Here is a 25,059-nt window from a genome sequence, read left to right as displayed (position 1 = left end):
GGAAAAAATAGTGGAATGAAAATTCTCTATTTGATGGACAGTTTTAGTTTAAATTTAAGGTATTAAAACTACAAAAACATTTGTTCGAAAGGCGAAAGAACGGCAAATAAGCGTCTGAAGGTGTGTCGGACATTGATAAGCAAGCACCTGAAAAGCTTATAATATATGAAATTTATACTTTCATGAAAGAAGGTTGTCTATTGGATATTACCGACATCAGCATAAAATATCTTTTATATTTTATGCTGACTAGGATAATGAAATAGTATCACTTTTCAATTCTCTAACATAATTCCTGCAGCTCCATACTGTTCAACCGTTCAAAATTTCTAATTGAGTTATAACCTGTTCTTGTGTTATAGAATACGCTTTTCCATCCCGAATGGTTGCGTGTACTGCATCGAACATATTTAAATAATTCGATTTGGAGGAGACAATAGTTTCAGTTTTTTTTGAACCATCCTCGGCCATGGTAACAAGCATACCTTCATTTCCCTTTTCCTCAACACCGTACAAAGGGTCTAGGGGACTCATATTTTGCAACAATTGTTCTTCCTGAATATCAGTTCGATGTTTTGTATATGACCCCTTAGTACCGTTTAATATGAAGGCAGGTTTTGAATCGGCGACCAATAAACTTATGGTAACAAAAACCTGCAGTTCATTGGGATAAGTTAAATGTAGGTGAGCGTAATCGTCTACTTGCGTATTCGGACGAAAATGGCCCACAGTCTTGGTCCACTTCAAAGGTGTGCCAAAAAGCGAAATTATCTGATCAAGAACATGGGGTCCAAGATCGAACAACAGTCCGCTGCCATCAATGGGAGTCTCCATGCCGGCTTTCTGACCAATTTGTAACGAATACCGGTCAAAACGAAAATGCACTTCTACCAACCTGCCCAATTTTCCCGAATCCAAAACTTTTTTTACAGATAGGAAATCGCTATCAAATCTTCTGTTATGATAAGGAAGTACGTGTCGATTGTTTTTCTTGGCCGCTTGAAAAAGTTGGTCGGCCTGTCCAAGTGCAGTAGTAAAAGGTTTTTCAATCAATACGTGCTTACCCATTTGAAGTGCTTTTAGAGCTAATTCAAAATGTGTAACGTTGGGCGTATTTACAATAACCAGTTCTATTTGGTCATCCTCCAAAAGAGCATCTACAGAGTCGTAACTTTTTATGGTCGGATATTTTTGATGTGCGCGTTTTTGAGATCGCTCCACAATGGCTATAAGTTCAAATCCCTTATGAGCATCTACAAAAGGGGAATGGAACAGCTGACCCGACATTCCGTAAGACAATATTCCAGTTTTTATTTTGTTTTCCATTTTCTGATGTTATTTTTATAAATGGTTAATTATAAGCTATACCCATAATTTCAAAAACCCTGTCTTCTTCCGCCAGCTTTAAAGTAGCTTTTTCTCCCACTTTTTTATGAATCAGTATTTTGGCTATCGGCGAGATAAAAGAGATCTTCCCCTTGGAAATATCTGCTTCGTCTACCCCAACAATCTGGTATTTTTGAGTTTTCTTCGTATCTCCTATTTTAAGGGTAACCCTAGCGCCAAAACGAATTTCATGTTGGGGTTGTTCATTCAAATCGATTATTTTGGCCGTAGAAATCCTATTGTTCAGTAATTGCAATTTTGCATTGATATGGTTCAGTGCTATGCGTCTTTCGTTTTCATCTGTGCTTTCTAGCTGCTCTCTTTCATTTATGAGCATTTCTTTTTCAATCAAGAGTTCATCCATACCAATTCGCGTAACGTAATTAGTTACACCTTCAGGCAAATCAGCTCTTGGTGGCACTATCGGAATTTCTTCTTGGTCATCTTCCTTTACAAATCCTCTGCTCATGGCCTACTTAGTTTTTATTGTTTTTTCTTTCCTCTTTATTCAGGTTCAATACTTTTAACCCTACGGCCATTAAAATAATGGAAATAGGAAGAATCAGTAGGTTCCATTTTAAATTATCAATATTCACAAAAACCACTTCAAGAAATTTTACAAATAGAATGATAACGATTACTTCGGCCAGGACGTTTTTTAAATGCCCAATGTTTGGCGTTTGAATCCAGTTAAGAACACCACTGTTTTTGTTACTTGAAGTATTCGAAATAAATAATGTATAAATGCCGTGTGCAAAAATAAAGAGCACTAAGGCGATTAAGAATGTGTCCAACGATTTAATAAGAAAGGTGATTCCTATGTCTGCCGTGTGCAAATGTTCCTTGCCTACTGGAATATAGCCCAAAAAGAATACTTTAAAGGCATTTAGCGTTTTTAATGCTCCCACGATAAAAAGAAGCAAAGAACCTAGAAGCGAAAAGATGATCGCGATCCAACTGATAAAACGAAAGATATAAAATGGTTTTTTCATAATTATAAAGTGATTAAAGCGCGTTAACCCTTGATGTTAAAACAGTAAAACCCCGGATATTCCGGGGTTTTACTTGAAATTTAATTGCCAGTTTCAATTAAAAGAACCCCATAGGTTTCTTGTCGTAAGAGATCAACATGTTTTTTACTACACGGTAATGATCTAAGGCCATTTTATGGTTTTCACGACCAAATCCTGATTCCTTAACACCACCAAAAGGGGCGTGTGCAGGATAGGTATGGTATTGGTTTACCCAAACTCTACCGGCTTGGATAGCACGGGGAACTTGGTATAATTCGTGAGCATCACGAGACCAAACTCCGGCACCTAAACCGTATGGTGTATCATTTGCGATTGCGATAGCTTCTTCAGTAGAACTGAATGTTGTTAAAGCTACAACTGGGCCAAAAATTTCTTCTTGGAACACACGCATATTGTTGTCACCTTTTAATACTGTAGGTTGGATGTAATATCCTTCAGAAAGTTCACCTTCGTAGTTACCGGCGTCACCACCAGCCAATACTAATGCACCTTCTTCTTTACCTATATTGATATAGCTAAGGATTTTTTCGTATTGTGCTTTGGACACTTGAGAACCGATCATAGTTTCAGGATCTAATGGATTACCTGTTTTGATACCTCGTAAGCGCTCTTGCATTCTTTCAATGAAAAGATCTGCAATATCTTCGTGTACTAAAATACGTGATGGAGCAGTACAAATTTCTCCTTGGTTAAGTGCGAACATTAACGCGCCTTCAATAGCTTTGCTAAAGAATTCATCGTCTTGATCTGCTACCGATGGGAAGAAAATGTTTGGAGACTTACCGCCTAATTCCATGGTTACTGGAATAATGTTTTCGGCTGCATTGTGCAATACTTTATGACCTGTTTCCGTAGAACCAGTAAAGGAAAGTTTTGCAATACGCTTAGACGTTGCCAAGGCTTGTCCAGCTTCTGCGCCAAAACCAGTTACGATGTTCAATACACCTGGAGGTAAAATGTCACCAATTAGTTCCATTAATGCAATAACACTGGTAGGAGTCTGTTCTGCCGGTTTAACAACTGCTGTACAACCTGCTGCCAAAGCTGGAGCAATCTTCCAAGCCAACATTAACATTGGGAAGTTCCAAGGAATAATTTCACCAACAACACCAATAGGTTCGTGTAATACGATGCTTACAGTGTCCTTGTCATGTTCTGAAATACTACCTTCATCTGCACGGATAACACCTGCGAAATAACGGAAGTGGTCAATACAGTAAGGGATATCTGCTGCACGGGATTCACGAATTGGTTTCCCATTATCTATAGTTTCCAAAGTTGCCAAGTATTCGAAGTTATCTTCCATTACTTGAGCAATCTTTAATAAAGCATTACTGCGCTCAGTTGCTGAAGACGTGCTCCAAGATGGGAACGCTTCGTGTGCTGCGTCAAGAGCAAGATCAATGTCTTCTTGTGTTGAACGAGCAGCTTGGGTAAATACTTTACCGTCTACTGGAGATACGTTATCGAAGTACTGACCTTTTACAGGAGCTACGAATTTACCGCCAATAAAGTTTCCGTATCTTTCTTTGAATACAGGTTTAGTTACATTTGCCATAATATTATATTTTAATTTGATTCTTAATTAATGCTTGCCAAAACAAGCGCTGTGTAATTACAGTGCAAATGTACGTTGGGTTGTTTCCTTCTTATTTATTGATACGGTTCAATAACTTATGAAAAAAGGTCAATGTGAAGATTTGTAAAAAATAAAAACTTTTCTAAACAGTTAAAATACTAATAATCAGGTATTTAAATAAAATATATTTCAATTGGAAATATCTGTTGGACTAATTCCAAACTTGTTTTTAAAGGCTACACTAAAGTTGGAGAGGTTGTTATATCCAATTTCCAGATAGATGTCAGAGGCCTTTAAATTGCCGGTCTGTAATAATTCCTTTGCTCTTTGTAGGCGTTTGTCTTGAAGCCATTTTCCTGGTGGTTCATTGTATTCGTTTGTGAAATGACGTTTAAAAGTTGAAAGGCTCATATTACAGAGAAAGGCAATTTCCTCCAATTTTAAATTGGAGTGCACATTACTTTCAACAATGTTTTTGAATGGGGAAACTTCTTTTGAGATTAAGGAATGTAAATAGTATTCAAAATCAGATCCGTACTTATTGAGTAAATACAGCATAATTTCTTCAAATTTTAAGACTAACAACGCATCGCTAAAACTGTGATCAGTAAAGGTGCTAGATGATAAAGAGGTGATAAACGTAGCGATATAATTGTCGTTTTCAATCACGAAATATGGAATTTCCTCTTTATATGGCTTTACATCATTGGTGTACTTGCTCAAAAAATCCGTGAGTTTTTTTTCTGAAAAAAAGAAAAGTTTACAATAATAGATAGCTTCCGTATCCAATAATTCGGTCCACAACCAATTTCCCTTTTTTAATAGAAGCGATTGCTGGCTATTTACGGCCATTGAAGTATTAGCGAAATGCACTTGCTTTTTTCCAACTTGAAGAAAGCTAAACATATTCTTGCTTAAATTGACCTTACTTTTGACCACATCGCTGGTCATTTTAAAGTCGTACACAAATAAGTCTTGATTTGCTTTTGGATCTTTAATGTAGATTTCAGGTATGTTTTCTATTGGCATATTACACTTTGGTATTGGCTAAATATAGTTTATTGTGAAGGATTGTATTCCATTTTAGGTTTAGAAAATCTTCCGAATAATTTACGACCAAGGTCTTTCGGTTATCGTGCTCTTGATAAAAGCCTGATTGATGTACTGGCCTAATATCAAATGCACCTATTTGCTTTTTAGAATAGAATACGTCTTGCAACAAACCCTATATTTGCAGTCTAACCGTACTGTTTTGAGCACTGTAACTTATTTTATTTCAAATAGTTTTAAGGAACTGCAACGGTTTTTGAACAGCATTAGTTTTTCAAGGGCCATCAGGGTCGGAATTGCGGTCACCCTGCCGGCAGTAATAGGCACACAACTCGGGTATTTTGAAATTGGGATGGCACTCAGCTTTGGTGCCTTTTGGAGTTCGTTCAGCGATGTCATTGGTAGTTTTGGACATAAAAAAATAGGTATTTTTATTTCTGCTTTTTTGGTTATGATTGTCAGTTTTATAAAGGGCTATCTACCTGCGGAACTCTGGTTGTCACTTTCCATTTTGGGGTTGCTCACATTTGCCATTGCTTTTATTTCGGTCTATGGCTTTCGGGCTTCGCTCATAAGCTTTTCAGGCCTTATGGCATTGGTACTGAGTTCTGCCCACGATTCTGAAGGAGTGGAAATCTATCAATATGCTTTGTTGATGGGAATAGGCGGGCTTTGGTATTTACTCTTATCCAAGGTTTGGCATCGATTAAACCCAACAGCAGAGACCGAGGAATTTTTATCTGAAACTTATGTACTTACTGCCGAATTTTTAGAAACGCGTGGAAAATTGATAAACCCATTGGAAGACCACGAAAAATTACAGTCTCATTTACTGGAGCTGCAGAGCGGGCTTACAGAGAATCATGAGACCCTGAGAGAAATTTTGATTCTTTCCAGAAAGACTTCGGGTAGGTCTAATTATCAGGATAAACGCCTGTTGATATTCGTGCAATTGGTGGAAATGCTGGAAACGGCAATCGCCAATCCCGTAAATTATGACCGATTGGATGCGCTCTTTAATGACCATTCGCAATTCATTAATAGACTTCAGTCACTGATTTTTGAAATGTCCTATCAACTGCGGATGATTTCTATTGCGGGAAGCAACAAAAAAATGCTTCCTAAGAACGATTATTTAAGGCAATGTTTTCAGGAAGTAAGAATTGAAATAGCCTTACTACGTGAAACCCGGGATTATGAGGAATATTTTATGCTTCAAAATTTACTCGAATACCAGGAAAAACAGTTCGAAAAGCTCAAAAGAATAAAATGGCTTTTAGGTGAGCCCAATACAACCGAAATCGATTTTATCGACAGAAAAACGGCCAAACGCTTTATAGCACCCCAAGATTATGACCCCAGGATATTGCTAACAAGCTTTAGTTTTAAGTCTATCATTTTTAGACATTCGTTACGGCTGGCAGTTACAGTTATGATCGGTTATGCGCTGGGTTCGATCTTTGCTTTTCAGGATCCATACTCGATTTTGTTGGTCATTATCGTAATTATGCGACCCAGCTACGGCCTCACAAGGAACCGGGCAAAAGACCGTATTATTGGTACGCTGATCGGCGGGGGCATTGCCTTTGGTTTGGTTTTCCTGATTCAGAACCCTTATATTTTCGGAGCCATGGGAGTGCTTTCTTTGGTGATTGCACTTTCCTTGGTTCAAAAAAACTATAAAGCTGCGGCAACCTTCATTACTTTGAGTGCGGTATTTATTTATGCTACTCTTAGTCCGGACGTCTTGAACTTAATAAAATTCCGCGTATTGGACACTTTTGTAGGGGCCGGACTGTCCTATGCCGCCATGCTGTGGCTGTGGCCTACCTGGGAGTTCGTTGGAATCAATGAGAGCATAGAAAAGAGCGTAAAAGCCAACAAGGATTTTCTTCTTAAAATTACCGAGTATTATCAGCGGAAGGGAAACATACCCACCTCTTACAATATAGCTCGTAAGGACGCATTTTTGGAAACATCCAATTTGAGCTCGGCATTTCAGCGGATGGCACAGGAGCCCAAGTCGAAACAAAGGGAAGCTGATAAAATTTACGAAATGGTCGTCTTGAACCACTCCTTTTTAGCTTCACTAGCTTCGTTAAGCACCTATATACAGAATAACAAAACTGGGGAGGCATCCGAACAGGTCGAGGTTGCAACAGAAAAAATAGGGAAAAACTTGGAGAAGGTACTCCAATGCCTAAATAATAGTAAGTGCGATGCTGCGGAGGCTTCTTTTGAAAACGAAACTCTTTTTGAGGAGCAGTTGCCTGCTTTCATTTCTTTAGAAATTAGTAAGTGGACATTTAAGGAAAAAGAAACACTACGTGATCTTCAAGAGGCCCATTTGGTTTGGGAACAACTGCAATGGCTGTTTTCCTTAAGTGGTAAAATGTTCAGACTGGCTGCATCAGTTAAACTGGATTAATACTAATTTACATTTACTTTTATTTTTTCAATATTCCTCCTAGAAAAACAGGCGATTTTTTGGGCTAATGGACAATTACAGGCTTTTTATTTTTTAGTATTTGATGGATAAGGAATAAATTCCGTTTCGTCTCCTTTAATTTTAGGAAATGATTGTGACTTCCATTTCTGCTTGGCTTGTTCAATTAGATCTTTGTTAGATGAAACAAAGTTCCAGTCAATAAATCGTTCTTCGGGAAAAGGCTCACCACCAAAAATATAAATGGTGCTATTTTCCTGAATTGTAAATTCGCAAAGGGTACTGTCTTTTGCCACTAATAATTGCTTAGGGTCATAAACGTTCCCTTCACTTTCAATAGCTCCTTCAAGAATATATAAACCTGCTTCACCATAAAGCTCGTTACCAATATTAACAAGCTGTTTGGTTTTGCTTTTTATTTCGAGCATAAACAATTTGCTAAAAACAGGCACTGGTGATTGTCTTCCAAAGGCTTCTCCAGCCACCAGTTTAAATTGCAGGTCACCTTCTGTCCATCTTGGAATTTCTTTCTCTTCGATATGAGAAAATTGTGGTTCCATTTGTTCCAGAGCTTTTGGCAGTGCTACCCAGATTTGTAAACCGTGCATATATAGTTGGGATTTTCGCAAATACTCAGGTGTTCGTTCTGAATGTACAATCCCCTGTCCTGCTGTCATCCAGTTGACTGCACCTGGTTTTATTTCTACTTCGTTGCCCAAGGTATCACGGTGCATAATACTGCCTTCAAATAAAAAAGTAAGGGTTGACAGTCCAATATGTGGATGAGGCAGTACGTCAAAGTTGTCTCGTTCACTTAATTTAACTGGACCCATGTGGTCTATATAGATAAAAGGACCTACCATTCTTTTTTGTCTAAAGGGCAATAAACGACCTACCATAAACTTCCCGATGCTTGCGGCTCTTTCTTCAATTATTAGTTTAATGTTTGACATAATTAAAATTACCTATTTGGTGTGTTGAGTTTTTGAACCAGTTTAAAAGATGTATAATCTGCATAAATACCGTATGCGTTTACTAAAAGCCCCTTTAAACCACCTTCTTTTGAAGAAATGGCATATAAAACACTTTCATTATCAACATCCGACATTTCTTGAAAACGGTGTTTTTTATCGATATTAAACTCTTCGGGCTCTAATTGATATTGTTTTTCTGCACATTCAATACAATCTTCCTTCAAATTAAAATTATAGGTATAGCCTTTTTTTGTTAGGTCATTAATGGCTTCAGATAAAGTTGTGTATTTTCCCATTGTAAGATAGTTTTATTTGTTATTGTGATATTATTTAATTGTCCAAATAGACCCGTTTTTTGTTGTCAACTTTTGCAATTTTCCTGAATTAGAGAGTCCATTCAAAATCTTTTCACTTTCGTTTCTTGGCGTACCTGAAAGTTCAGCATACTCTTTTGCCGTGAGCGAATGATACATTGAGAAGAGTGTTTCCCATTTTTTACTGTACTCACTTTTTGTAGCATTCGGATTAAGCTTTAGAATGGCCATTTCGTAAAAAGCATAAGGTTTTGTGCCGTAAACAATTTCTTTATTACCAGAATCATCTAAAAAGAACATTGTAGGAAATCCTCTTACCCCCAATTCACTTCCTAATTTTAAATCTTCTGCAAACAGTTCTTTGGCTTTACCTTCAAAATCAGTTTTCAATTGCTCAACGTTTAGCCCTTTAATTTTACCCGCAGTTGCTAAATGCTCCCACTTTGAAATATTTTTCTTTTGTAGAAAAACCATTTCCCTGATCTCCCTAAGAAATAGAATTGCTTTTTCATTGTCTTGCATTTGTGCGGCTTTAAATGCTATGGATGGGGGATAAGAAGAGTCCAAAGGATCTTCCAACCAGAGGTCTCCGTCAATAGGCATATCGTAATGCACGCTTACTTCGTCCCAATGTGAAGCTACGTCTGAAGGTTTGCCAATTCCACCGCTGTTATAACTCCAATCTGGTAATAAGCCTCCCATTCTATATTCTATCTCAATAGCATTGCCATATTCCAATTTAAGTTTCCGCAATTGTGGTTCTATTCCCCAACATGACGAGCAAATTGGATCCGTATAATAAATTAGCTTTACGGATTTTTCTGTTGATTGGAAATTACTGTTGGATGTGATGTCTGTATTTTCAGCGGATGTTTCACACATTCCGGTTTCAATGTCGCATAAAAGCGGATTATTTTTTGATGTTTCGTTATTCATATTTTTTGTTTTAAATTACCTCTTATAATATGTTATGTTTCCCAAAGAAATCAATGTTATTAAATTAACTTACTTCTTCCGAAGTTGCAAACTCCTCCATTTTTGAAATTAAATCGTTTTTAACGGTATATATCTGTACCCATTTTTGTTTTAGTTCCCTTCCCGATTGTTTTACTTTTTGATGTTCTTTGCCTAATATAACAACCATATTCCCTTCAACGATATATTGTTGTGGCTCAAAATTGATGATTTTAGTTCTTTCGAGAATATTAGTAAAAAATGTTCTTACACCTTCCTTCTTTTCAAAAGTTCTTGCAGGAATAATTTACGTACCGTGATAAATCCATACTGTGTCTTCGGAAACTGTTGCCACGAATTTTTCAACATCGCCACTACCAAACGCCACGAACATTTTTTCTATTACTGCTTTTGCTGAATTTTTCATATTTTTTCATATTAATTTTTCAATCTCAATATCTGTACAAACATCAACTTAAAGTCTTCTTGGAAAAATAGGAAATGATTATACCTGGAATAGACAAAGCAATTGCAAAATAAACCAAGCTCATGGGAGAATAAATTCCGAGCAACAGGCCTGCAACTGATGATGCGATCATAATGGATAAGTTGAATACAGAGGACTGGACTGATGTGGCCACGTCTTTGGCAGTTTCTACCTGTCTGCTTACGGCTGCCTGTAACAAGGTTACCAACGGACCAAATGAAAGGCCCCATAAAAAGAAAGCAAAATGTCCCATCCCTTTTGTTCCTCCATACCATATAAAAATAACCATGGAGATAATCAGCAAGGCAAACATTAATATAGTCAACAGTCTCAAGTGTTTATCGGTGTATTTTATGGCCAACAACACCGAAATCAATGATCCTATTCCAAAATACAATAAGGCACTTTCAACACCTCCTGCAAGCTGAATTTCATCAACAAGACTTGTGATATACACATAGACACCATAATGTGCTATTACGCCAAGTAGCGTAAGCAGTAGCACAAGTAGAACTGCCGGTATTTTTAAGAGCGCAAATGGTGATGAACTTTTGGTAAGTTTCTCTCCTGGCATTGATGGCAATGCAAAAAAACTGATTAAAGCGATAACAATAATAAACCCTCCGAGTCCAATAAATTCTGTTCGCCAGCCATAATCATTACCAATGGAGGTCATGATAGGCATCCCAATACTAATGCCCAAAGTAGTCCCTGCCATAATTACTGCGATAGCCTTACCATGATTCTTTTCATCTACCAATCGCATTCCATAAGCAGCAATCATTGGCCACATTACCCCTGCGCAAATTCCACCGATAACTCTAAGAGCAATAATAATGGTATAATCGTAAACAAGTCCTGCGATGATATTGGAAATAGCGAACCCGCTAAGTAATATCATCAACAAATATTTGCGGTTGAATTGCATGGTCATTGAAATTAGAGGAATGGCAAAAATAGCAGAAGCTATGGCGTAGTAACCCACCAGATTGCCAGTTTGCACTTCACTGATATTTAAATCTGCCATCATTAGTGGGAGCACACCCGAAGGCATCAATTCGGACAGTATTCCTACAAAAGTCACGGACGACATCAAAATCATAATCAGCCACGGAAAAACACTTTTAGTTTGTTCCGTATAATTTTGTTTGCTCATAGTTCTATTTTTTATACATAATGAAAGTTGCCGAAGTCTTTTTGGTTTTTATGTACTAAGAAAAGTACAAAATTAAAGAGGCCTCGGCCACAGTCTTTTTTTGATATTTATGTTTTACTATTAATAAGAAAAACAGATTTAAAGATTCAAAGGAATATCATACGCCATTTCTTTACGACGGAATAAGAAATCACCATTGCGTACAGATGCTAACACATCTACTCTTTTACGAATAGCCTCATAAACAGAACTTTCATTTAAAACGATGAAGTTCGCTGCTTTACCAACTTCTAAGCCATAACGGTCTTGAATATTTAAACAACGCGCTCCATTGTATGTGATCAAATCAAAATTCGTTTTTACTTCTTCTGGAGACATTACTTGAGCTAAGTGAATTCCATTGTCAAGAATATTCATCATATTCCCATTCCCCATAGGGTACCATGGATCGTTTATTGAATCTTGTGCAAAAGCAACATTAATTCCTGATTCTATAAATTCTTTCACTCTAGTTAATCCACGACGCTTGGGATAGGTGTCTTGACGACCTTGTAAATAGGCATTTTCAGTGGGACAAGAGATAAAGTTCATCTTGCTTTTTTTGAATAAGTCCATCATTCTAAAGGCGTATGAGTTATCTGCAGAACCAAAGGAACATGTATGACTTGCAGTAGTTCTGGTGCCGTAATCTTCCATAAGGATAAGGGCATTTAATAGCTCCACAAAACGTGAATGAGTATCATCTGTTTCATCACAATGTACATCAATCATTTTGTCGTATTTCAAAGCAAGATTAACAATATCATGAACGGATTTGTCTCCAAATTCTCTTGCAGGTTCATAATGTGGAATTCCTCCCACAACATCGGCACCCATTTTCAGCGCTTCTTCCACTAAATCACGTCCTCCCTTATACATGTACATACCTTGTTGTGGAAAGGCCACTATTTGAATATCCACGGTTTCTTTTAGATCTTCTTTCATTTCCAGCATCGCTTTTAGTGCCGTAAAGTTTGGATCTGTAACATCTATATGCGTACGGATATGTTGGACCCCTTGGGATACCTCGTCCTTTATTCCCTTCATAGCAAGTTTTTTAACGCTTTCCACAGTCAAAGTTTCTTTGAATTTTGGCCATAATTCAATGGCTTCGAACAAAGTTCCTGAACCAGCTCCCTCTTGCCCAAGTTCAGATAATGTATATACATAATCCAAGTGCAAATGTGGATCCACATAAGGTGCCATAACAAGCTTTCCGTTTAGGTCAATTTCCTCGTCACATTGAGGTAAATTCGTTCCCATATGAGTGATTTTTCCATTTTCTACAATCATATCGGTAGCGGAATCGTTGCGATAAATTATCGCATTAAAAAACTTTTTTTTCATTTCCTTTCATTTTTATGTTGACACTTTAAATTTTATTTAATCTATTAATGCTCTTAGTCCAAGATTCGCTTAGTAAGTAAACTTTGGATATTTGTCCAATAGACAGGATATCCCTAATGGCTCCGAACAAGGTATTGTGGGTCCTGATCGTTTCGTAAAAAATATAGGGGTTGGTATGGCGTAGACGTAGTACTTTTATTAATTTTTCGAAGTGTTTTTCCATTTTTCTATTTCATAAGAACGTTGGCCCGGTTCCGATCTATATGCAAAACATTCAATGGAATAGCCTTCTACCTCATATATGTTCAGAAAGTAAAAGGAACATTTTTGTCCCGCTTACAGAACCAATGAATATCGAACAGTATTGAGGACGTGCTTTGAAAAATCGGTGAGAAGTAATTTCCTTTTGCCCATAACGATAGCTTTAAGTTAAAGGCAAATTTAGGATGTTTAAATAACCTCTGAAATGATTATGGTCAGTCGCTACAGGAAAAACCTTAGAAAGGAATTCCATTTCCTTGTCATTCCTAGATGGTCAGTGAACTTGCCCAATCGCACTAGGAATTTATTGGACGGCGCAAGGTCTGTCCAGTCAGAAAGTGCGTTCAACCAGCCAATATTGAGTGTCCCAACCTTACTCGACACAGGCTTCGTCGACAGGTTTTCTGAAACGAGTTGTGCACGGGCTGGATGAATAAACCCGCGCATCAACTTTTTATTTCTTCCAGCAACTGCCCACGTCACTTTTTATCCACATGCGGAATTACCATAAACGGAATTTCAATTTGAAACCCTATTTTTTTGATGATAGGCTCAACGAACATACGTTCGAAAAAAGTATGTTTGTTCCGCACCATGCTTAAAAGGTCCATTGCTTTCTTGGTCTGAAATTGGTTTATAGCATCGATAACTCCTTGATCGGGCAGGTCGTTAAAAACATGGTCAGTAGGTACAAGAATATCTTTTAGTTTTTGTTTGTTCCGCAATTGCTCTTCCGTTAAATCGTAACCTGAGGATATATGAATCACATCTATTGTTGACCCATACTTTTTGGAGATATTCAATAGTTGTTGCAAATTTTCCCTATTATAATCGATTTCATAATCCGTAGGAAATAGAATAGCCTTCGGGGTCTTATAAATAAAGTCGGAGGGTACAGCAATCACAGGACAAATGGTCTTATTCAAAACATGGGTGGTATTGGTGCCCAAAAGGATTTCCTTGGCCTTTGTTACTCCTTGGGTCCCCATAATGACCAAATCTGCATTTTCGTTCTTGGTCATTAAAAGAATTTCGTCGGTCAAAGTATTAAAGGCTGCCCGCATCCTAAAGATGTGTTCCGGAATTTCGAATTCATCTTGTAACCGCTGTTTTAATGCTTCCAATTGCTTCATCGCCCTCGTTTGATAGAGGTCTTCGAGTCCGTTTTGGCTTGGGCTTTGAAAGACATACTCCACTTGAAAAATTGGTGGGGTATAGGTGTGGAGTAGATAGAAGGTTGTCTCCACATCCTTATAAAGTTGTACAGCATAGCGTATAGCATTATACGCGTTCTCGGAAAAATCGGTGGGAAGGATTATTTTTTTCATATGTTCAAATTTTATGTTTTGTACTTCTAACTTTTTTTATCTAGAATTGTTTTGGAGTGCCAAAAAGGGTATCTTTAACTACATACCTATTTTTGTAATTGTGGTTAAGGATAGGACAGTAAAATAGATACGATTCTCTGTTTGTCATCTTTAATTCTTCGAAAGAACTCCCTCCCAATATTTTTTGGCATACCTTAATGATGTGGTCAATCACTATGAAAATTTCGCTAGTCTCATATTAGAATATTAGACAGGCATATTTTAAAAGACTGAAAACATTATCCAGGAAATAGGTAGGCACTGAAACCGTTCGCATTGTACTTTAATTTGACGCGAAAATAAGTTTGATAAAAGCCTTACGCAATGATATTGGTCACTTCAGATTATGGATTGATGCAAATATTTATGGCGACTGATCGTAATCATTTCACATCTAGAAACAAGTATATACTTTCGCAGTAAAACAAGTAGAAGGATGTAATTCAGGATAAGGGTCAAGGAGTCATTTTGGGTATCGTTCATAGGATAAGGGCCAATTATTATGACCTCGTTGACAAAGAGAATACAGTCTGGAATTTTTAGTGTAATATCAAGAATCGGTAAAATTTCAACAGTTATGGGAACATATAAAAACACTTTCAAAAGCACCTTAAATGTAGAGGGCACAAAACTCGAAATCATCAGTCTCGAAAAAGTAGCCGAGGTATATCCACAGTTAAAAAAACTGCCGTTTTCCATTCGTATTTTATTGGAAAATGCCTTACGAAACTATGACGGTTTTTTGGTAACTGATGAACATATCGAAAACCTGATTAATTGGAATTCGAAGGGCAGCGATGCTTCCATTCCCTATAAACCGGCTCGCGTGCTCATGCAAGATTTTACTGGGGTACCGGCCGTAGTCGATATTGCCGCCATCCGTTCTGAAGCCATCCGAAAAGGTAAGGATGGAGCAAAGATTAATCCGAAAGTTCCTGTAGATCTGGTCATTGATCATTCGGTTCAGGTCGATTTTTTTGGTACCGATTACGCTTATAAAAAGAATGTGGAGTTTGAATACAAGCGTAACAGCGAACGCTACGAACTGTTAAAATGGGCACAGAACGCCTTTGAGGATTTTACTGTTGTTCCTCCAGGAATGGGTATTTGCCATCAGGTAAATTTAGAATACCTAGCAAAGGGTGTTGTTTCAAGGGATGGCTGGGCATATCCCGATACTTTGGTTGGCACTGATTCACATACCCCCATGGTCAATGGTATTGGTGTAGTAGGTTGGGGTGTTGGTGGTATTGAGGCGGAAGCGGCATTGTTAGGGCAGCCCATTTATTTTTCCAGTCCCAAGGTTATCGGTTTGGAATTAAATGGTAAACTTCAAGAAGGTATTACAGCTACCGATATGGTATTGGAAATCACGAACCGACTTCGCAAATATGGCGTAGTGGGCGATTTTGTGGAGGTGTTTGGAGCCGGTCTCGACCATTTGTCCGTACCGGATCGTGCCACCATTGCCAATATGTCTCCGGAATTTGGATGTACCATCACCTATTTTCCGATTGACGACCAGACCCTTCGGTATATGGAAAAGACCAATCGCGATCAAAAACAAATCGATTTGGTGGAACAATATTGTAAAAACAACCTCTTATGGCGAACTGGAAAAGAAAATATGGACTACTCTGATGTTATTAGGGTGGATTTGTCCACATTACAACCGTCTTTAGCAGGGCCTAAACGACCACAGGATAAAATATTGGTCAAGGATTTGAAAGACCAATTCGGAAACCTTCTAAAGGAGATGCATGGTAGGGATTATGTGCCCTTGGAAGAACGTGAAACCTGGTATGCCGAGGGTGGTTCTGGCACCCGTTTCAACAAACGATTCCGAGATAAAGAAGTTGCAGATGATGTAGAAGTAGAGGTACAGAAGGATACAGCATTGCATTCCGTTCGGATTAGCAAGGGCAATCAAGAATATGCATTAAGTGATGGCTCCATTGTTGTGGCCGCCATTACCTCCTGTACAAATACCTCCAACCCTTCGGTTATGTTGGGAGCGGGTCTGGTAGCAAAAAAAGCCATAGAAAAAGGGCTGGATGTAAAACCTTGGGTAAAGACCTCCTTGGCGCCTGGGTCAAAAGTCGTGACCAATTATTTAAGGCGTGCAGGTCTTTTACAACATCTTGAGGCATTGAAATTCCATGTGGTGGGTTACGGCTGTACCACATGTATAGGTAATTCGGGTCCCTTGCCGCCCCATATAGAAAAAGCGATAGACGAATGTGATCTTGTGGCCGCTTCGGTCTTGAGCGGAAACCGGAATTTTGAGGCCAGGATCCATCCCAAGATTCGGATGAACTTCTTGGCATCGCCCATGTTGGTGGTAGCTTATGCCATTGCAGGACGTGTAGATGTCAATCTGATGGAAGAACCACTGACTCAAGACGTAAACGGACAGGACGTATATCTAAAGGATATTTGGCCCAGTCAAGAAGAAATTCAGGAGGCCATTGAAAGTGCTACGACCAAGGAAGATTATGCCAAGGAATATTCTGTAATTTTTGACGGGGAAGAACAATGGAAAAACCTACCGGCCCCCACAGGACTGGACTATGAGTGGAAAGAAGATTCCACCTATATCAAGGAAATACCGTTCTTTAAGAACATTAGCGAAACACCAGATCAGCTAAAGGACATTGCCAGCGCTAGGGTACTGATGAAGTTGGGTGACTCTGTCACAACAGATCATATTTCGCCTGCTGGCTCATTTTCTGAGGAAAGTCCAGCAGGACAATACCTTAAATCGAAAGGTATCGAGCGATCCATGTTCAATTCCTATGGTTCTAGAAGGGGGAATCACGAAGTGATGATGCGGGGCACTTTTGCCAATGTGTTCATCAAGAATGAAATAGCCTCAAAACAGGGTGGTTTTACAACCTATTTCCCCGAAAATAGGGAAATGAGTGTATACGATGCAGCTATGAAGTATATGGAAAGCGATACTCCTTTGATTGTTCTTGCGGGCAGTGAATACGGTTCCGGATCTTCGCGAGACTGGGCGGCAAAAGGAGCCAGCTTATTGGGCGTAAAAGCGGTCATTGCCAGTTCGTACGAACGAATCCACAGGTCTAATTTGGTGGGGATGGGCATTTTGCCCTTGAAATTTAAAGAAGAGGAAGATGCCAACAGCTTGGGGTTATCAGGGCATGAAACCATTTCCATTACAGGGATAGCGACGGGCCTCAAACCTGGCAAAGAACTCGATGTAACCGCACGAAAGGAAGACGGGTCAGAAATCACATTCAAGGTGATCATTCGATTGGATTCGGAAATCGAAATTGAATACGTAAAGCATGGCGGTATTTTACAATATGTGCTTCGACAGTTTTTGGAGGAATAGGAGTAATATTCCTAAATGCAAATCTTAAGCCTACTTAAATTTAAAACTATGAAATATTATTTACTCAAAATAGTAAAATGTAAATATGACGAAGATTTTTCCAAAGCCTAGAACAAATGACTTCAGACATGACCTAAAGACTAAATTGTGAGTTGGATGGCGTATGATTATCAATTATATATAAACTTATTATAAATTTAAATTCGAAATAAAATGAAAACGAACATTGGAATTACAAAAGAGAATAGGGAAAAAGTAGCAGACGTACTGGCCAAATTATTAGCGGACGAATTTGTACTGTATACTAAAACATTGGGTGCACACTGGAATCTTGAAGGTCACGATTTTCATACGAAGCACCTATTCTTTGAGGAACACTACAACAGTATTAAAAAAACAATCGATAGCGTTGCGGAACGAATGCGTAAAATAGGATCGTACGCCCCTGCAACTTTAGAGCAATTTTTGGACTTGACCCATTTGACCGAAAAGTCAAACAGTGGTAATACGAGCCAGGATTATATAAAAATCCTGTTGGGAGACCACGATGCGATTATTCAGTTCATCAGGGGGAATATTTCCCAGGTGGAAGAGGAATTCGGTGATGTTGGTACAGCCGATTTCTTGACCGGACTATTGCAGGAACACGAAGAAATGGCGTGGATGCTTCGGGCTAGTATATCGAAGCAAACTGTGGACAAAAAACCACTTGGAGTATAATCCAAAATAGTGGAACTTAATTATTAAAAAGCCATCCGTCTTTAGCCTTTTTTATTAAGAAGGAAAAGCGGATGGCTTTTTTGGGATTTAATCAGGTCTATTCCGGAGCTTTTTCGTATTGCGAAATGTCTTTCGTGACAGCTTTTTTATTCTTAAACCTGCATGACCGTCTTGATTTTCATCCTTCCTTACCCTTAACAACAATAGTCCGATATGGAAATGGTATCTCGATACCTTCGGTATCAAAACGCTTTTTGATACTTTCAAAGACATCACGTTTTAGGGCAATGGAATCCCCGAAAGTCCGTGCCCATACCCATGCGCGAAGCTTTACTGAAGAGTCATCAAATTGGACAAGGGCCACCTTGACCATTGATATACCATCTTGTTTTTCAAGCTCGGTACGGTTATCGTAAATGAGAGGGTGCTTCTCGCATTCTTCCCGCATGATCGTTTTGGCCAGGTCTACATTGCTGTCGTACGAGATGCTCATCTCCACATACTCACAACATTTTTGTTCGCCCAGATCATAGTTGACCAATTTTTCTTTATTGATTATTGAATTGGGAATAACAATCATCCTATTCTTAAAATTACGAATTACGGTATGCCGTAACGTTATATCGGTTACGGTGCCTATCATGGTGTCACTTATTTCAATGACATCACCTACCTTAAAAGGTTTAAAGGAAATAATGAACAAGCCGCCGACAAGATTCGAAAGGGCCTCTTGAGAAGATACGCCTACTATAAGTGCAATCACCCCCGCTCCCCCCAGAATGGTCTGAGCAACCCCATGCAGGGATGGGATAGCCAGAAGACCAAAAAGAGCTCCTGTAATATAAATACCGTAAACCGATACATACTGTAAAAATTTAAAATTAGTAGGATCGTCACCGGTTTGGATCTTCCTTCGAATACTTCTTTTAAACCACATATTTGAGGAAGTTGCGGCCACGATTGTAATAATAGCTACAAAGCCCAAATACAATACCAGTTTAAAATGTTCGTTCATTGCAGCAAATTCTTCCTCTTCTATAAAAATGAAGGTGAGTGCAATAAGGCCGAGTACAATCCACAAGGTATTTACTACCCGCTTTACAAGATTGATGGGTGTTGTATCAAGACTTGCAAATTTATTGAGTCTCCTCCTCAATAGCCATTTGTGCAACAAATTAGTCAATAGGTACAAGACAGCCACTGCCAAAATAATGACGGCTCCGTAGATTAGGTCCGAACTGTGGGTTTTGAAATATTCTTCCATGGGTATTAAGAAATATGTTTTCTGCGTTTTATTGGTATTTTTGATTCGTTATCCTTACTCGTGCAGTACTAGAAATGGCACTTTGGTATGGTAACTAATTTCTTCAACGGCTGGCCGAAATAAAATCTTTTGGAAAAAGTTGAGATTCTTGGCCACCATTGAAATCATATCGATGTCCCTACTTTCGGTAAAACATTGCACGGCAGTTTCAAGTTTTGTACCGGTAAGAGAGTGGAAACTATGGTCTACATCCAATAAATAATCCTGTAGAAAATCCTTGTTTTTAAGTTGTTCCTGGTTCAGTTCCTCTCCTTTTTTGGAAATATGCAAAATCCTCAGTACGGCTTTATTCATGTTTGTCATTTCTATCAAGGAATCCAAGACTTTTAGGTCATAACCTATTTGATAATCCGTAGGGAAAACGATCTCTTTTGGTCTGATATACTCCACATCTTCGGGAACGGCGAGCAGAGGGCATTTTACCTTGGTAATTACATCGCCAGTATTACTGCCTATTGTTGCTTTTTTGAGTCCTGTAGCGCCTTTGGTTCCCATAATGATAAGGTCTATATTCTTGTGTTGTACTTCACTTTTTATCGTATCGATAAAATAGTTAAAGTGGATTAGGGGAAAGAACATATGCTTTGTATTCACTGGAAGTTTTTCGATACGTTCCATCCATATGCGCATTTCGCCCATACTGGTGTTCAAAAGGTTTTCTTTCAAGGTAAGGGACGTTTTTTGAATGGTAGAACTAGCACCAGAATATCCTGTTACTGGATTTACGTGCAACAAATAGAAAATACACTTTGTATTTTGAAAAAGGTCAAGTCCATATAGGAGAGCGTTCCATGCATTTTCAGAGAAATCGGTGGGTACAAGGATTTGTTTCATCTGGATATATTTATTAGTTTTTAATAGGGGCACCCCGATAATTATTGGGAAACATCGCCATAAAACATATCGCTTTGATTCGGAGCAGGATTATGACTCATTTCATTGCGACATGAATCTCGGTTTGATGCTGTAAAATTAGGCCCTCAAAACACGATGCGAAATGATAATGGTCATGCAGGCAGCATATTCCAAGGTTTGTTTATTATACTTAACATAAGACTAAGGCTGAGAAAAGTTTAATTGCAAGGAGAGAAGGGATTTTTATTTTTTTGTGTAAAATGCTGCAAGTATAGAATCTCGTTTTCGATAATCCGTTCCGGATTAATAATTCCGTCTTCTAATGCTTATCAACACTAAAGGGAGCTATAAAACAAAAAATTCCCAAAGTAATCAATCCACTTGATCAAGACCGTTAACGTCGACAATTCTAATTCTATGGTTCTCAATATCAATAAGGCCTTCTTTTTTAAAGCTAGAGAGTGTCCGTATCATGGTCTCTGTGGCCATACCCGCAACGCTGGCTAGATCGCTTCGTAGTACAAGTATGTTTCCATTGGAGTCTTTTTGAAGTTTCTCGGCGAATTTTAAAAGTGTCCCAGCCGTTTTCCGTCTAACAGAGCCATAGGCCATTTCCAACAATTGTGCCTTGGCCTCAGTTAGGTTTTCTGATAGAATTTGCATCAGTTCCATCGTCAATTCATGGTTTTCCCGCAACAATGGCTCCAGTTCTATCGTAGGGATAGCCACCAATTGGGTTTTAGTCATGGCGGTTGCATATTCTTTGTGCAAGGTGTTGCTGGTAAAGGAAGTAAAGCCAAAGAAATCATCGGCCTTGTAAATTCCCGTAATCAATTCCTTCCCTTTCTGATCCAGAATATGGGTCTTTACTGTACCTTTTATAATGAGATAGACCGTGTTTGAATACGTGCCCTCTCGGTATATGTTTTCCTCTATTTCAAAATTGTACTCAGATCCGTTGTCGTCTATGAAGTTTTTAAGCTCATGAATGGTTTCCATTTTGATGCCTGAAAGCTTCCTGATACTTTTGGTTGAAGCTTCGGTATCATTGAGTATTGCCATTCGCGCCAATCGGCTTTCAATGGCACCAATAAGTTCCGTTTCCATAAAGGGTTTTGTGAGATAATCGTCCGCACCTAGGTCCATGCCCTTGCGCACATCTTTTCGTTCTGTCTTGGCAGAAAGGAATATAAAGGGAATGCTCTTGGTATGGTTATCTTGAGATAGTGTTTTCAATACCCCATAACCATCAATCTCGGGCATCATAATATCGCAGACAATTACATCTGGCATATATTCTTTAGTTATTTGAATTCCATTTTTACCATCTGCGGCAGTACGTACCTCGAAACCCGAAAGCTCTAAAAGCTCGGCCGTGGTTTCCCTTAAAACAGTGTCGTCTTCGATCAATAGGATTTTTCTCATAGGAATTAATTTTATTCTTGATAGCTATTTCCAACTATAATTACACAAATCTGTCAGTTTAACCACTAGGATAGCCTTAATTTTTATTATAGTTTCTTTATTAATAATTACAACTAGTTTTGTTATAAACTCAAAATTTTTTCTTCTGTTCGCTGCAATTTCCGGCGCCTAACTCTCTATTGGCAATTCCACTGTAAAAGTGCTGCCTTGATTTTCTGCACTTGTAAAATAGATACGTCCTCCTAAATTTTCCAAATGTGTCTTTACGATGTTTAGCCCAATACCTGTGCCTTGGGTCAAAAGCACATTTTCGGATCTGAAATACCGATCAAAAATATGCTTATGGTCTTTTTTGGAAATACCGATGCCTTCATCCTTGATTTGGAAAGTGATCTTGTCTTCCGACAAATCCACTTTTAAGTCTATTTCGGTATCCTCGGGGGAATATTTTATGGCATTGTGCAAAAGGTTGGTCAAAGTCAGGGCTACTATACGCTGGTCTTGATGTATGGTCACATCTTCAATATTGTGTGGATAGTTGATGCGTTGCCCATTTTTGAGAAGCATATTTGAGTTGTAAACGACCTCGTTTACCAGTTTACTGAGTGAAAAATCGGAAAGGTAGTACACCTCCTTACCCTTTTCCATTCGTTCAATAGAAAGAAAATCATCCAAGATATTTGTAAGGTGCTGTACACCTCCCATGATGGTCTTTAAGTGTTTTTCCCTTTTATCCTGTTGGTCCTCCCTTTGATACTTACCTACCAATGTTGCAGAGTTAAGGATGCCGCTCAAGGGAGTTTTGAACTCATGCGAGACCAAGGACAGGAATTTGCTCTTTAACTCGTTCAATTCTTTTTCCCTTTCAAGTGCTTTTTTTAACTGTTCTGTACGTTCCGCAACGGTTTTTTCCAGTTTTTGGGTATAATACTTTCGGTCCGAAATGTCAAGAATTATAGCAACGATGACCTTTTGATCGCCCAAGGTAGATGATTGCAGATGTACCTCTACGGGATAACTTGTACCGTTTTTGCGCCGGTGTACCGCCTCGTATTCCACTTTTTCCTCTTTGCCGTTGAGTAGGGGAGCTATTAACCCACGCAAATCTGCTTCCGAAAAATCAGGTTTAAGATCCAAGGGCGTAAGTTGCAGAAATTCTTCCAAGGTATAGCCCGTGTTTTTTTGGGCTCCGTAATTGGCATTCAAAAACTGTAGTTTTTCGGCATCATAAACATAAAGTTCGTTGAGCGATTCATCAAAGATTCGAATTAAATGTCCAATTTTTTGAAGAGCCAATTTCCGCTCGGTAATATCATTCTGTATTCCAACAAAATGGGTGATAGTTCCATCTTTGTCCTTGATAGGATTTATGGAAACCTCGTTCCAGAACATGGTACCATCCTTTTTATAGTTCCTGAGTTGTACTTGACAGCTTTTGCCTTTTGAAATGGCATAATGCATATCCCTGACACCTTGCTGGTCATTGTCCCCTGACTGTAGAAACCGACAATTTCTATTTTGAATTTCGTCCGAGGAGTATCCGGTAATTTCCTGAAATGCCGGGTTGAAATAAATGATAGGGTTGTCTTCCTTTAAGGCATCGGTAATGGTAATTCCGTTCAGAGCGGCCTCAAGGGCCGCAGTTTTCATCAGGTAGCTTTTTTCGATTTTTCGGCGTTCGGTAATGTCGATGACCAGAATAAGGGTATAAGTATTTCCATATAGCGAAAAGCGGTTCAGACTAACTTCCAATGGAAACTCTTTGCCGTTCTTTCTGAGGCCAAAGAGGTTTTGATCTGCCCCGATCCTTCTTTTTTCATGTTTATGGAAATACTCCTTAAGGTACTTTTGGTGTACTTTTCTGTGGGTTTCTGGCATCAAGATTTCCAAAGGGCGGCCAACCAGTTTATTTGGTCCGTAGCAGAACAATTTGTGAGCGAGATGATTGGCGGCCACGATTCCCTGTTCCTCATTTACCACGATAATTCCTTCCGATACGGCCTCGGATAACAACATAAAAATATCACTGTTCTTTTCAAAAACATGCATAGGCTGTGAATAAATCTTTTGGCTTCTGAAATGCTTGGAATTTTGTATTGCTGTGATAATCCCTAGATATTCTTTTTTCAGATAAACTATTTGATTCCTAAAAATTATAGAATACTTCCTACTACTAAAATAAAGAATATACTCCGGTTAAAACAAGGCTTTTCCTTTATTTAGTCATTTCCTTTGGTAGACAGATTAGTTAATTTTTTTTTGAATGTAAAACTAAGTCCATCAAAATTATTGGGAACTGATATTTATCATATTGCACGCTGTCAGATGATATGCATCATGGCATGATCCAAAGGTTTTCAATAGGTTTGTGACATAACTAAAAATTGAAAATCATGAAGGATTTAGTTTACAGTACGGTTATGCCTGTAGCAAAAAAATGGTGGATCAATCTTTTGATGGGACTGCTTTTTGTTTCACTTGGTTTATGGGTTTTCATTACGCCTTTGGCCAGTTATGTTTCTTTGACCATCTTCTTCAGTCTTGCCCTGGCCACGGCCGGGGCCTTTGAAATATTCGCTTCTATTTTCTACCGAGAAGGAATCAAAAATTGGGGATGGTACTTGATCGGAGGTGTCTTTGACCTTCTAATCGGGGGGTATCTTTTGTTAAATCCGTTAACAACGATGGCCGTATTGCCTTATATATTGGCTTTTTGGATGTTATACAAAGGAGTTTTAGCAATAGGTATTTCTGTGAAATTGAACTCTTGGAATTGCCCTAGTTGGGTGTTGACGTTAGCCTATGGAATAGCAATAATGGTCTTTTCGTTATTGATTATGATATATCCTATTTTGGGCGGCACAATTATCGTTTATGCTACGGCGCTTGCCTTTTTAACTTTAGGGATGTTCAATATTTCAAGTGCATACCATTTCTATAGGATGGGAAATAGAAAATTCAAACTTCAAATACATTAAAAATT

At 38.5% G+C, this 25,059-nt stretch carries 21 protein-coding genes; 4 read left to right on the top strand and 17 right to left on the bottom strand.

Going from position 1 to position 25,059, the window contains the following annotated elements:
• Window positions 1–312: 312 nt before the first annotated feature.
• The 5 genes from CWD90_RS12855 to CWD90_RS12835 form a co-directional block, all read right to left on the bottom strand.
• Window positions 313–1,326: a Gfo/Idh/MocA family oxidoreductase gene (locus tag CWD90_RS12855; RefSeq protein ID WP_103476479.1), complete on the bottom strand. Its 1,014-nt coding sequence runs from the start codon at window positions 1,324–1,326 to the stop codon at window positions 313–315.
• 25 nt (window positions 1,327–1,351) lie between these two features.
• Window positions 1,352–1,855 carry a GreA/GreB family elongation factor gene (locus CWD90_RS12850; protein ID WP_103476478.1) on the bottom strand — a complete coding sequence of 168 codons (504 nt, stop codon included), beginning with the start codon at window positions 1,853–1,855 and terminating at the stop codon, window positions 1,352–1,354.
• A gap of 7 nt (window positions 1,856–1,862) precedes the next feature.
• A complete protein-coding gene (locus CWD90_RS12845) occupies window positions 1,863–2,378 on the bottom strand; it encodes a YqhA family protein (protein ID WP_103476477.1) in 516 nt (171 codons plus the stop codon).
• A 97-nt stretch (window positions 2,379–2,475) separates the two neighbouring features.
• The gene (locus CWD90_RS12840; RefSeq protein ID WP_103476476.1) at window positions 2,476–3,978 is read right to left on the bottom strand and encodes an aldehyde dehydrogenase family protein; all 1,503 of its coding nucleotides are present in this window, start codon (window positions 3,976–3,978) and stop codon (window positions 2,476–2,478) included.
• A gap of 210 nt (window positions 3,979–4,188) precedes the next feature.
• A complete protein-coding gene (locus CWD90_RS12835; protein WP_103476475.1) occupies window positions 4,189–5,028 on the bottom strand; it encodes a helix-turn-helix domain-containing protein in 840 nt (279 codons plus the stop codon).
• A gap of 223 nt (window positions 5,029–5,251) precedes the next feature.
• Here CWD90_RS12835 and CWD90_RS12825 point away from each other — a divergent pair, with 223 nt between their 5' ends.
• Entirely contained in the window at window positions 5,252–7,477 is a 2,226-nt protein-coding gene (locus tag CWD90_RS12825; RefSeq protein ID WP_103476536.1) for an FUSC family membrane protein, read from the top strand.
• Between the two features lie 86 nt (window positions 7,478–7,563).
• Here the strand turns inward: CWD90_RS12825 and CWD90_RS12820 are convergent, their stop codons facing one another.
• The 8 genes from CWD90_RS12820 to CWD90_RS12790 form a co-directional block, all read right to left on the bottom strand.
• Window positions 7,564–8,448 (bottom strand): pirin family protein, encoded by an 885-nt coding sequence (locus tag CWD90_RS12820; protein ID WP_103476473.1) that lies wholly within the window; start codon window positions 8,446–8,448, stop codon window positions 7,564–7,566.
• An 8-nt stretch (window positions 8,449–8,456) separates the two neighbouring features.
• Window positions 8,457–8,765, bottom strand: coding sequence for a phosphoribosylpyrophosphate synthetase (locus tag CWD90_RS12815; RefSeq protein ID WP_103476472.1), 309 nt, complete (start codon window positions 8,763–8,765; stop codon window positions 8,457–8,459).
• A 30-nt stretch (window positions 8,766–8,795) separates the two neighbouring features.
• On the bottom strand, window positions 8,796–9,719 hold the full coding sequence (locus CWD90_RS12810) for a ClpXP adapter SpxH family protein (RefSeq protein ID WP_103476471.1): 924 nt from the start codon (window positions 9,717–9,719) through the stop codon (window positions 8,796–8,798).
• A 64-nt stretch (window positions 9,720–9,783) separates the two neighbouring features.
• Window positions 9,784–10,041 carry a nuclear transport factor 2 family protein gene (locus tag CWD90_RS23050; RefSeq protein WP_262494953.1) on the bottom strand — a complete coding sequence of 86 codons (258 nt, stop codon included), beginning with the start codon at window positions 10,039–10,041 and terminating at the stop codon, window positions 9,784–9,786.
• A gap of 166 nt (window positions 10,042–10,207) precedes the next feature.
• Window positions 10,208–11,380 carry an MFS transporter gene (locus CWD90_RS12805; RefSeq protein ID WP_103476470.1) on the bottom strand — a complete coding sequence of 391 codons (1,173 nt, stop codon included), beginning with the start codon at window positions 11,378–11,380 and terminating at the stop codon, window positions 10,208–10,210.
• 138 nt (window positions 11,381–11,518) lie between these two features.
• Window positions 11,519–12,766 carry an amidohydrolase family protein gene (locus CWD90_RS12800; protein WP_103476469.1) on the bottom strand — a complete coding sequence of 416 codons (1,248 nt, stop codon included), beginning with the start codon at window positions 12,764–12,766 and terminating at the stop codon, window positions 11,519–11,521.
• Window positions 12,767–12,791: 25 nt separating this feature from the next.
• Window positions 12,792–12,989 (bottom strand): hypothetical protein, encoded by a 198-nt coding sequence (locus tag CWD90_RS23045; protein ID WP_157941218.1) that lies wholly within the window; start codon window positions 12,987–12,989, stop codon window positions 12,792–12,794.
• Between the two features lie 517 nt (window positions 12,990–13,506).
• A complete protein-coding gene (locus CWD90_RS12790; protein ID WP_103476467.1) occupies window positions 13,507–14,355 on the bottom strand; it encodes a universal stress protein in 849 nt (282 codons plus the stop codon).
• A gap of 616 nt (window positions 14,356–14,971) precedes the next feature.
• Between CWD90_RS12790 and acnA the strand changes: the two genes are divergently transcribed.
• A complete protein-coding gene (gene acnA / locus CWD90_RS12785) occupies window positions 14,972–17,752 on the top strand; it encodes an aconitate hydratase AcnA (protein WP_103476466.1) in 2,781 nt (926 codons plus the stop codon).
• 213 nt (window positions 17,753–17,965) lie between these two features.
• The gene (locus tag CWD90_RS12780) at window positions 17,966–18,472 is read left to right on the top strand and encodes a Dps family protein (RefSeq protein ID WP_093978974.1); all 507 of its coding nucleotides are present in this window, start codon (window positions 17,966–17,968) and stop codon (window positions 18,470–18,472) included.
• Window positions 18,473–18,650: 178 nt separating this feature from the next.
• Here the strand turns inward: CWD90_RS12780 and CWD90_RS12775 are convergent, their stop codons facing one another.
• The 4 genes from CWD90_RS12775 to CWD90_RS12760 all read right to left on the bottom strand — a co-directional run bounded on the left by CWD90_RS12775 (window position 18,651) and on the right by CWD90_RS12760 (window position 24,125).
• Window positions 18,651–19,736, bottom strand: coding sequence for a mechanosensitive ion channel family protein (locus CWD90_RS12775; protein ID WP_103476465.1), 1,086 nt, complete (start codon window positions 19,734–19,736; stop codon window positions 18,651–18,653).
• A 54-nt stretch (window positions 19,737–19,790) separates the two neighbouring features.
• The gene (locus CWD90_RS12770) at window positions 19,791–20,630 is read right to left on the bottom strand and encodes a universal stress protein (RefSeq protein ID WP_103476464.1); all 840 of its coding nucleotides are present in this window, start codon (window positions 20,628–20,630) and stop codon (window positions 19,791–19,793) included.
• A 393-nt stretch (window positions 20,631–21,023) separates the two neighbouring features.
• Window positions 21,024–22,076 carry a response regulator gene (locus CWD90_RS12765; protein ID WP_103476463.1) on the bottom strand — a complete coding sequence of 351 codons (1,053 nt, stop codon included), beginning with the start codon at window positions 22,074–22,076 and terminating at the stop codon, window positions 21,024–21,026.
• A 168-nt stretch (window positions 22,077–22,244) separates the two neighbouring features.
• A complete protein-coding gene (locus CWD90_RS12760) occupies window positions 22,245–24,125 on the bottom strand; it encodes a sensor histidine kinase (protein ID WP_103476462.1) in 1,881 nt (626 codons plus the stop codon).
• Between the two features lie 344 nt (window positions 24,126–24,469).
• On the opposite strand from CWD90_RS12760, the gene CWD90_RS12755 reads away from it, so the two are divergent.
• The gene (locus CWD90_RS12755) at window positions 24,470–25,054 is read left to right on the top strand and encodes an HdeD family acid-resistance protein (RefSeq protein WP_103476461.1); all 585 of its coding nucleotides are present in this window, start codon (window positions 24,470–24,472) and stop codon (window positions 25,052–25,054) included.
• Window positions 25,055–25,059: the final 5 nt, after the last annotated feature.

It is taken from the genome of Arenibacter catalasegens, assembly GCF_002909235.1.
Lineage (GTDB): Bacteria > Bacteroidota > Bacteroidia > Flavobacteriales > Flavobacteriaceae > Arenibacter > Arenibacter catalasegens.
The sequence above is the reverse complement of the archived record's forward strand: the minus strand, read 5'-3'. Positions and strand labels throughout refer to the sequence as shown.